Annotated in this window: 2 protein-coding genes; both read left to right on the top strand. The window is 25.6% G+C overall.

Annotated features, from left to right (window positions below):
- The first annotated feature begins 121 nt into the window (after positions 1 to 121).
- The gene (locus tag KPL38_RS20455) at positions 122 to 478 is read left to right on the top strand and encodes a CBO0543 family protein (protein ID WP_376769050.1); all 357 of its coding nucleotides are present in this window, start codon (positions 122 to 124) and stop codon (positions 476 to 478) included.
- Between the two features lie 85 nt (positions 479 to 563).
- Positions 564 to 752, top strand: a complete 189-nt coding sequence (locus KPL38_RS19405; protein ID WP_216290766.1) for a hypothetical protein — start codon at positions 564 to 566, stop codon at positions 750 to 752.
- Positions 753 to 785 lie beyond the last annotated feature (33 nt).

The raw sequence follows: 785 nt of genomic DNA, 5'->3' as shown, positions 1-785 counted from the left end.
TTAATTATTTTGAAAAAATTCTATTTTTGCCCATATTACAACTTCCATTTATAAAATAATGATAGCCATCATCATTTGGAATATGTTTCAATTCTTAGGTTGATGGCTATGTACATTATGGTTGTATGATACAAAAATATTAAATCACTCGTTTTGCGATCTATTTATTTGTATAACAGTATATCCAAGTACAGTAATGCTATTTATTCCTAATTTTCCGAAGAAAATGACGAAAATCATTACTCATATTTCGTTTTATGTTGTTGTTTACACTATAGCAGAATGGATTGGCCTAAAACTAGGATATTTCTCTCATTTTAATGGTTGGAATATATGGTTTTCTACTATATTTAATTATATATTGTTCTCGGTACTATATCTTCATTATAAAAAGCCATTGTATGCTTGGGGTATTGCACTTATAAGTCCTCATATATTATTTTTCTTAATGAAAATACCATATAGTAGCATAAAATAAGATGAATTTAAACATAATAAATAATAAAGATTTTAACTTTATTGCTGCTAATATAATGTTAAAAATCAAAGAAAGAAGGGTTTAGATGACAACTGAAGCAAAAATACAAATAACTTCATCAGAATTAGGTATATTATGGTCGACTTATATATCAAAGTCAGCAAGATTACTAATACACAATTTTTTTAAAAGTAAAACTATGATTAAGCCACAAAAAGCTATATTTTCTCCGGTAGGAGTTAAGCTATTTCAAATTTTAGGCTATGCCTCTTGAAAATATTGTAAATTAATATGAAAATTTCAATAA

This window comes from Clostridium psychrophilum, assembly GCF_018861705.1.
In the GTDB taxonomy this organism is placed as follows: domain Bacteria; phylum Bacillota; class Clostridia; order Clostridiales; family Clostridiaceae; genus Clostridium_AD; species Clostridium_AD psychrophilum.
The sequence above is the reverse complement of the archived record's forward strand: the minus strand, read 5'-3'. Positions and strand labels throughout refer to the sequence as shown.